Source organism: Ornithinimicrobium sp. (assembly GCF_030537745.1).
GTDB lineage: Bacteria > Actinomycetota > Actinomycetes > Actinomycetales > Dermatophilaceae > Ornithinicoccus.
The window spans coordinates 1-8,830 of the sequence record NZ_JAUNVI010000087.1 but is presented as its reverse complement, the minus strand read 5'-3'; the positions used below and the strand labels follow the sequence as shown (position 1 = coordinate 8,830).

The 8,830-nt window shown below is 67.9% G+C and carries 8 protein-coding genes; 4 read left to right on the top strand and 4 right to left on the bottom strand.

Annotation, left to right across the window (positions count from 1 at the left end; genetic code table 11):
• Positions 1-139: 139 nt before the first annotated feature.
• Complete coding sequence (locus Q4P07_RS13215; RefSeq protein ID WP_303375384.1) at positions 140-748, bottom strand: TetR/AcrR family transcriptional regulator; 609 nt, start codon at positions 746-748, stop codon at positions 140-142.
• A gap of 69 nt (positions 749-817) precedes the next feature.
• Between Q4P07_RS13215 and glmU the strand changes: the two genes are divergently transcribed.
• The 4 genes from glmU (at position 818) to pth (ending at position 4,962) form a co-directional block, all read left to right on the top strand.
• Entirely contained in the window at positions 818-2,341 is a 1,524-nt protein-coding gene (glmU, locus tag Q4P07_RS13210) for a bifunctional UDP-N-acetylglucosamine diphosphorylase/glucosamine-1-phosphate N-acetyltransferase GlmU (RefSeq protein WP_303375383.1), read from the top strand.
• Positions 2,338-3,321, top strand: coding sequence for a ribose-phosphate diphosphokinase (locus tag Q4P07_RS13205; protein ID WP_303375382.1), 984 nt, complete (start codon positions 2,338-2,340; stop codon positions 3,319-3,321). The genes glmU and Q4P07_RS13205 overlap by 4 nt, the downstream gene beginning before the upstream one ends.
• A gap of 228 nt (positions 3,322-3,549) precedes the next feature.
• Positions 3,550-4,248 (top strand): 50S ribosomal protein L25/general stress protein Ctc, encoded by a 699-nt coding sequence (locus Q4P07_RS13200; protein WP_303375381.1) that lies wholly within the window; start codon positions 3,550-3,552, stop codon positions 4,246-4,248.
• Between the two features lie 114 nt (positions 4,249-4,362).
• Positions 4,363-4,962 carry an aminoacyl-tRNA hydrolase gene (pth, locus tag Q4P07_RS13195; RefSeq protein ID WP_303375380.1) on the top strand — a complete coding sequence of 200 codons (600 nt, stop codon included), beginning with the start codon at positions 4,363-4,365 and terminating at the stop codon, positions 4,960-4,962.
• Here the strand turns inward: pth and Q4P07_RS13190 are convergent.
• The 3 genes from Q4P07_RS13190 to Q4P07_RS13180 form a co-directional block, all read right to left on the bottom strand.
• The gene (locus Q4P07_RS13190; protein ID WP_303375379.1) at positions 4,904-6,019 is read right to left on the bottom strand and encodes a TPM domain-containing protein; all 1,116 of its coding nucleotides are present in this window, start codon (positions 6,017-6,019) and stop codon (positions 4,904-4,906) included. The genes pth and Q4P07_RS13190 overlap by 59 nt on opposite strands.
• Before the next feature lie 125 nt (positions 6,020-6,144).
• On the bottom strand, positions 6,145-7,812 hold the full coding sequence (locus Q4P07_RS13185) for a TPM domain-containing protein (protein ID WP_303375378.1): 1,668 nt from the start codon (positions 7,810-7,812) through the stop codon (positions 6,145-6,147).
• A gap of 126 nt (positions 7,813-7,938) precedes the next feature.
• Complete coding sequence (locus tag Q4P07_RS13180) at positions 7,939-8,655, bottom strand: PspA/IM30 family protein (protein WP_303375377.1); 717 nt, start codon at positions 8,653-8,655, stop codon at positions 7,939-7,941.
• Positions 8,656-8,830 lie beyond the last annotated feature (175 nt).

Sequence of the window (8,830 nt, the reverse complement as noted above, 5' to 3'; positions counted from 1 at the left end):
ACGTCGCTAATCCTGATTCAAAGTCAGGCGGCCCCTACCAGCAGAGCAACCGGGGAACGTCCCGAGGGACCAGACAAGCCTAGGCCACCGCTGAGGCTCCCCGGTCGAGGGTAGATCCGCACCGGGCTCCCCGGTCGGGTCAGCGGGGGAAAGTGCGCAGGCTGGGCTTGGCCTCCAGGCCGGACAGGCCGTTCCAGGCGAGGTTGACTAGATGTGCGGCCACGTCCTCTTTCTTCATTCTGCGTGAGTCGAGCCACCAGCCCCCGGGGATAGCGACCATGCCCACCAGCATCTGCGCATAGAGCGGGGCTGTCTTCGGGTCGAGCTTGCGGCGACGAAACTCGGCCGCCAAGATGTGCTCGACCTGGCTGGCGATGTCGCTGATCAGGCTCGCGAACGAGCCGGTCGACTGACCAGGTGGACTGTCGCGCACGAGGATCCGGAAGCCATCGGTGGAATGCTCGATGTAGTCCAGCAGCGCCATCGCGGCAGCTTCGAGCAGGATCCGGGCGTGTCCGCCAGGTGGCTGGGTCAGCGCATCGGTGATCTGGCGCAGCAGCGACTGGATCTCGCGGTCCACGACCACGGCATACAAGCCCTCCTTGCCACCGAAGTGCTCATAGAGGACCGGCTTGGACACCTCAGCGCTGGCCGCGATCTCCTCAACCGTCGTGCCCTCGAAACCCTTCTCCGCAAAGAGCGCCCGGCCGACCTCGATCAGCTGCTGGCGGCGCTGCGGTCCGGTCATCCGGCTCACGCGGGGGGGCTTAACTGGGGAGGCGTTCACCACACCATCATGCCAAGTAGAGTCAGACAGGTGACCGCACACCACCCCACGGCCGTGATCATCCTGGCAGCCGGCGAAGGCACGCGGATGAAGTCGCGCACTCCGAAGGTGCTCCACAGCATCGGTGGTCGCACGCTGCTGGGCCACGCGATGCATGCTGCTCGGGCTGCTTCACCGCAACATCTGGCCGTGGTCGTGCGTCACGAACGCGACCTCGTCGCGGCCCACATCGCCGACCTCGACCCGTCTGCCCTGGTCGCCGACCAGGACGAGACCAAGGGCACGGGGAGGGCCTGTGAGTGCGGCCTCGACGTGCTCCCGACGGACCTTTCCGGGACCGTGCTGGTGACGATGGGAGACGTCCCGCTCCTGACCGGCCAGACCCTGACCGAGCTGACGCAACGCCACGAGTCCAGCGGCGCCGCGGTCACCGTCATCACCGCGGAGCTGCCCGACGCCAAGGCCTACGGTCGCGTCGTCCGCGACGAGCAGGGTGATGTCGTGCAGATCATGGAGTACAAGGATGCGCTGGCTCACCGCGAGGCCGGCGACCATTACCGCCACGTCGTCGATGTCCGCGAGATCAACTCCGGCATCTACGCCTTCGACGCGGCGGTCCTGCGCGCCGCTCTCCAGGAGGTCGGGGTCGACAACGCCCAAGGCGAGAAGTACCTCACCGACGTCATCGGGATCGCACGCCGGGACGGCCTCAAGGTCAGCGCGCTCCTCATCGACGACCTCTGGCAGACCGAAGGCGTCAACGACCGGGCTCAGCTGGCGTTCCTGGGCAAGGAACTCAACCGCCGCACCGTCGACCAGTGGATGCGTGCGGGCGTCACCGTGGTCGACCCGGACACGACGTGGATCGACGCGGACGTCAGCATTGGCAGCGACACCGTGATCCGGCCAGGCACCCAACTCCTGGGTGCCACGACCATCGGGGTTGACGCCGTCATCGGACCGGACACCACGCTGGCGGACACCGAGGTCGGAGACGGCGCCAGCGTCGTCCGGACCCAGGCAGACACCGCTCTGATCGGCCCGGGAGCGACGGTCGGTCCGTTCTCCTACCTTCGGCCGGGCACCGAGCTCGGCGCCAAGGGCAAGATCGGTGGGTTCGTGGAGACCAAGAACGCCCAGATCGGCGCAGGAGCCAAGGTGCCGCACCTGACCTACTGCGGCGACGCGACGATCGGCGAGGGCGCCAACATCGGGGCGGGCACGATCTTCGCGAACTTCGACGGCGTCCACAAGTTCCACACCACCGTCGGGCGGCACAGCTTCATCGGGTCGGACTCGGTGCTCGTCGCGCCGGTCGACATCGCCGATGGAGCGTATGTCGCAGCCGGTTCCGCAGTGGTCGGCAACGTGGAGGCCGGCCAGATCGCCGTGGCCCGCGGCCGCCAACGCAACGTCGACGGTTGGGTGGCTCGGCGTCGCGCTGGGACGAGCACGGCCGCCGCTGCCGAGCAGGCGCTCGCAGCTGCTGCGGACGCCGCCCACGCCCCACCTTCTGCCGCAACGGACTCGACCCCACCCAGGAGTGCGCAATGACCGGAATCCACCGCACACCCGAGAAGAACCTCATGGTCTTCACCGGTCGGGCTTACCGAGAGTTGGCCGAGGAGATCGTCGACCACCTCGGCACCTCGCTGGTGCCGACGCAGGCTTATGCGTTCGCCAACAGCGAGATCTATGTGCGCTTCGACGAGTCGGTCCGCGGCTGCGACGCGTTCGTCATCCAGAGCCACACCGCGCCGGTCAATGAGTGGATCATGGAGCACCTGATCATGGTCGACGCGCTCAAGCGTGCCTCGGCCAAGCGCATCACCGTCGTCTTGCCCTTCTATGGCTATGCCCGACAGGACAAGAAGCACCGTGGCCGCGAGCCGATCTCCGCGCGGTTGATGGCGGACCTGTTCAAGACCGCGGGTGCCGACCGTCTCATGGCCGTCGACCTGCACACCTCCCAGATCCAGGGTTTCTTCGACGGACCCGTCGACCACCTCATGGCACTGCCGATCCTGGCTGACTACGTCAAGGAGAAGTACGCCGGCGAGAGCTTGGCGGTGGTCTCTCCGGACGCGGGGCGGATCAAGGTGGCGGAGTACTGGTCGAACCGGCTCGGGGGCGTGCCGTTGGCGTTCATCCACAAGACGCGCGACATCACCCGCCCCAACAAGTCCACCGCTAACCGGGTCGTGGGTGACGTCGCAGGGCGCACCTGCATCTTGGTCGACGACATGATCGACTCCGGTGGCACCATCTGCCAGGCGGCCGACGCACTGATGGCCGACGGCGCGGGCAGTGTGGTCATCGCGGCCACGCACGCGATCTTCTCTGACCCGGCCGTCTCGCGGCTGCGGGACTCGGTGGCCCGCGAGGTGATCGTGACCAACACGCTGCCGCTCAGTGATGAGGCGCGAGCACTCGACAAGGTGACCGAGTTGTCGATCGGGCCGCTCATTGCCCGCGCCATCCGACAGGTCTTCGAAGACGGGTCGGTCACCTCGATGTTCGACGGGCAGGCCTGAGCTTCGACCTGGCGAGATTTCCGGTGATCGTGGCTGGAGGCTAGACTGCTGCACGTTGCCTCGGCGAGGGACACCGCACGGACGCGGTGGCCGTGATTCGACGAAGCGCGTCAGTGACCCGGCCTCTGGTTGGTCTGCCTGCCGCCTCCGCGAGTTCCAGTGCTCCCGTGCCGTGTCCCGCGTCGAGGCCCACTCCTGCTTGATCCCACCAGTAGAAGGCTCCTACGCATGACTAACACCACCCCGACCATCAGCGCCGCGAAGCGAACCGAGTTCGGCAAGGGCGCGGCCCGACGTGTCCGTCGCGCCAACCTGGTCCCGGCCGTCCTCTACGGTCACGGCACCGACCCAGTCCACCTGTCCCTCCCGGGCCACCAGACCCTCCTCGCGCTGCGCATGACCAACGCGATCCTGAGCCTGGACGTCGAGGGGGAGGAGCAGCTCGCGCTGGTCAAGGACGTGCAGCGGAACCCGATCAAGCGTTCCATCGAGCACGTCGACCTGGTCATTGTCAGGAAGGGCGAGAAGGTGACCGTGGACGTCAGCGTCCATGTCCTGGGCGAGGCCGCACCGGACACGGTCGTGACCACCGACTACGTCGTGCTGACCGTCGAGGCCGACGCGCTCACCATCCCCGAGTCCTTTAGCGTCTCGGTCGAGGGTCGTCGCGCTGGCACCCAGATCCTGGCCGGCGAGATCGAGCTACCTGCGGGCGTGACCCTCATCACCGATCCCGAGGCGCTGGTCGTCAACGTGACCCAGGCGCTCACCGAGGAGGCCCTGGAGGCCGAGCTCGCCGAAGCGGAGGCCGAGGTCGGCATCGAGAAGGACGAGACCGACGAGGAGATCGCCGAGGCCGAGGACGCCGAGGCTGACGACGACGACGCCAAGGACGCCAAGGACGCCGAGGGCGCTGCTGCGGAGTGATCTCAGCGGGCTCTCCAGAGCCTGCACCCACACGGAGGCGGCCACGCCACCGCGGGCTCCAGCCCGCAGGTGCGTGGCCTTCGCCGTGCTCCACCCAAGGAAAGGTCGAACTCCATGGACACCGCGCCCTGGTTGATCGTGGGTCTCGGCAACCCCGGGACGAGCTATGCCGGCAACCGTCATAACATCGGGTCGATGACCATCGCCGAGCTCGCGCAGGGGGCCTCGACGACCCTCAAGCAGCATAAGTCGGCGCGCGCTCGGGCCGCCGAGGTCCGGTTGGGCACCGGTGCTGGTGGACTGCCTGGTCCTCGGGCCGTCATCGCCACGCCGATGACCTACATGAACGTGTCCGGCGGACCGGTCGCAGGGCTGGCACAGTTCTACAAGGTGGCGCTGGAGCAGATCATCATCGTGCACGACGAGCTTGACCTTGAGCCGGGTCAGGTGCGGCTCAAGCGAGGCGGTGGCGAGGGCGGCCACAACGGACTGAGGTCGATCTCGCAGTCGCTGGGCAGCAAGGACTACCTGCGGGTGCGGCTGGGGATCGGCCGGCCGCCCGGTCGTCAGGACCCTGCCGACTACGTGCTCTCAGACTTCCCGGCGCGCGACCGAGAGCAGACGTTGCTCCTGATCGGGGATGGCGTCGACGCCGTCAACGATCTGGTGAATCTGGGTTTGGAGTCGGCTCAGCAGCGTTTTCACTCTCGCTGACCAGAGGTCGCAGCAGCGCCACCACCGTCTGCAGGGGGAGTAATGCTGCCTCGGGACGACCGGCAGCGAGGTCAGAGTCGGCGCGGTCCAGAAGTTGCCTAACCTGCACAGCGGTCGCGGACGCCAGGCCTGATGTCTTTGCGAGCTCACGCAGGCCGGCAATCCGGGTCGGCGCCAGGTCGCTCTGCCGTCGGAGCTCGCCGAGTTGGGCGGGCAACGGGGTCAGTCGGCCCAGTGCTTCGGTGGTGAGTATGTCGATCTCCCGGAGTTCGGCCAGCGCCTTCGCCGGCGGCAGGTGCCACTGCAGATTATCGATCGGCCCGGACGAGACCGCGAGCCGGCGGCGGTGTGCCTCCACGGCCTGGGCGCTAGCGGCAGCCACGGTCTCGCGGATCGAAGCGACCAGGGGCGGGTCGAACTCCGCTGCCGCAAACTCCGCCTCGAGCCTGGCAGCCTGCACTGCATCGTCCAGGGTCACGGTGGTCGACCCCATCCGCCTTGCGAGGTGGAAGGCGGCCTCGAGGTCGTCGGAGGCACGGCGTCGGCGGCGAGCGGCCGCGGTCACTTTCCACCAGATGCCGCCGAGGAGGCTGAGCAGCAGGACGACGCCCACGATCCACGACGCCAGCGCTCCCGCGCGAGCGGAAGGATCGAGCTGCGGGGCCTTGTCCAGACCCTCAGCCAGCGACCGGACCGCGCCTGCCGGATCGTCGGCGGCCAGGTGCTCCCTGGCCTGACTCTCAGCCCGGTCCACCGAGCGCCGGTCCAGCCTGGCGCTCGCGGGCACTAACACCGCCAGCTCCTTGGTGTCGGTCGCGACCGCGACCGCCAGGTCCTGCTCACCGAGTCCGGACATCGCAGCGCTCTGCTCGATCCAGGACTGCGCTGCCATGCCGTCGAAGTCGTCGACGATCACGACAAACAGCTGCAGACCCTTCTGCGCCACCAGACGGTCCTGGATCGCCATGATCGCGGTCACGCCCTGGTCGTTGAGGATGCCCATACGATCGGTGAGCTCGTCGGGGAGGTTCTCCGGTGGAGCGGCCGCGGCAGGCAAGGTAGCCAGACTGAAGAACAGGCACGCAGCGAACAGGCACGCAGCGAATAGACGCGCGGTCAACGACCATGCGGTGAGTCGGGTCCGGAAAGCCGCGGTTTTGCCTGGCCGGCAGGACACGACGCTCAGAATCGTCCACCGCCAGAACTGGATCTGGAGCTCGACGAGGAGCGAGAGCTCGAGGAACTCGAGGATCTGGAGCTCGAGGAGCCCGACGAGCTGGCCTGGCGTCGGGCACGCAGGGCCTGTGCGATCGCTAGGTAGGGGCGGACGGCATCGTCGAGCAGATCGATGGCCGAATCCAGCTGGCGGGTCTGATCGGCAGGATCGACCTCCGCGTCAGGAGGACGGCGCAGGAGGGCCTGGGCACCTGAGATCGCCGAGGCGAGCGCGTCGGGTCGTTGGCTTGCCCACTCCTCCTCCCGATCGATCTTGTGCGCCGACTCCACATAATCCGAAAAGTTTCCGAGCTCGTCCTGGCTCGTGCGGACGAGCTGAGAAAGCTGCTGGCGGAGGGGGTCGAGCGCTGTTAACGCTTCGGCCCGCACCGCCTCTGGGTCGGCGACCCGCGCCAGCGTATTCTCGCCCTGGTGGAAGGTGTCTACAGCGGCCGTCCACAGCCTGCTTGCCTGCGCTGCCTTGCCCTGCGTCAACAGCGGGCCAACGTGCTCGATCGAGTGCTGTGCCTTCTTGACCTGCTCGGACCCCGCGCTGAGCAGGTCGACCAGCCGGGCCTGGAGCCAGGCGGGTCGGCTGCCGGCCTGCGCGCGCACCAGCGCGGAGACGTCCGCGTGCGCTAGGTGCAGGGCGCCGATCCGAGCAGCGAGCTCCTGGATCATCTCCGGCTTTGCCACCAGGGTGCGCGCGGTCCGGACCTGATTGGTGGCTGTGGACAGCCTCGCGGAGGCTCTCTTGAGCGAGTCGGACTGCTGCTGGAGCTCGACCTTGTGCTTGGTGAGCACAGCGGCTGCGGCGGGCCGCCGCGCCGGCTGCGTGGGGACCAGCTCCAGCGCGGAGCTGCTGCCCCCGAGCGCGGTCCTCGCGTCGTCGATGGCTTTGTGCAGGTGCGCCGCCTCCCGCGCACCAAGGTCTGCCTGCGCGTATTCGGCTTCCGTCGTGGCCGCCCCGAGATCCTCCTCCAGCTGCACGACCTCCTTGGCCAGCGAGTGACGCTGGTCCAGCACGTCCTGCTCGGTGCTCCGTCGTCGCCGGAGTCGGCGACGCCACAGGAGCAGCCACGGGGTCGTCACCGCGATCAGGACCACTGCCCAGATCAGGCTGAAGAGGCCCCACGGGAAGGCTGGACCGTCGCTCTGGTATCCATCGATGGCGGCCAGGGCGGCAGCTGACCACTGCTTCTCCCGGAGCTGCGGCTCGACCTTCTTGCTCGCGATCTCACTGGCCCAGTCCGACGTCACTGAGGTTTCCTCGTGATAACCGTATCGTCGCTCGACCACGGCGACGGCCAGCACGACGTCGTTCGAAGACATCCCAGATTTCTGGAAGGTTGCGGTGGCCCACGCCGGACCGTCCATCCCGTCGAAGGTGTCGACGAAGACGACCTGCAGGTCGATGTCCCGGGAGTCGGACAGCTCCTCCAGCGCGGCCTCGATCTCACCCTCCTGCTCGTCCGAGAGGACGTGGGCGGAGTCGGTGACCGGAGCCGTCAGGTCCACGGGCGGGTCTGCGAACGCCGGTGCGCCAGCAGCGGTCACGCAGGTCAACGTCAGGAGGGAGACCGTCGCGACAGCCGTGAGTCGCGCACCCCAGGTGCGCGGGCCTGCGTCAGTCATGCTCACGCCCTTCGTCGCCATGCCTGCCTCGATCCTGGGGCCCTGGCCCGAAGAGCGGGAGCAGGACCCAGCCCTGGCCGGCACATCGCGCTCCGCGGGGTGCCGGCCAGGGCGTTCGGGTGGGCCTCAGCCCTGGTTCTTTAGCTGCTGCAGCCGTGCCTCGATCTCAGACTGGTCACCGGCATCCTCGAGCTCGGCGAACTGGTCCTCCAGCCGCGTCGACTGCGCCTCGGACCGGCCCTGCGCCACGGCCTCCTGACGGCGGATGTTGTCCTCCCAGCGGGCGAGGTCGCTGGTCGGGTCCATGACGTCGATGGAGGCCATCGCGTCGTGCACATTTTCCTGGGCCTCGACCGAGCGGGCGCGGGCGACGAGCGTGCCCCGACGCGACTTGAGGTCCTCCAGCTTGGTCTTCATCTGCGTCAGCCCGTCCTTGAGCTGATCGACGGTGGCGTTCTGCTGCTGGATCGCCGGCTCACTGTTCTTGATGTCGCTCTCGTGCTGGATCTGGCGCCCCAACGCCACCCGCGCCAGGTCGTCGAACTTGAAGGCGCCGTCAGGATCGCCGCTGCCGCGCATCTCCTCGGCCTTCTTCGACGCAGCGGCGGCCTTGCGGCCCCACTCCGAGACGGCGTCGCGGTCCGACTGCAGGTCGGACTCCGCCATGCGCACGTTGGCGATGGTCTGGGCGACCGCCTCCTCGGCCTCGGCGATGCTATTCGTGTAGTCCCGGATGAGCTGGTCCAGCATCCTCTCCGGGTCTTCGGCGCGGTCCAGCAGGCTGTTGATGTTTGCGCGTGCGAGCTGGCTGATGCGGCCGAGGATCGTCTGCTTCTGGGTCATTGCTCAGTTCCTTTCGTTCCCCGCCGTCGGTGGCGGTGGTCTGTGAGTGGGTGTGAGTGGTTGTGAGTGCCAGATGAGCGAGGGTCAGAAGCGGCCACCGGTGAAGTTGCCGCCGCCACCCCCACCCAAGCCGCCCCCTCCCAAACACCCACCCCCCAACCCCCCACCGCCGCCG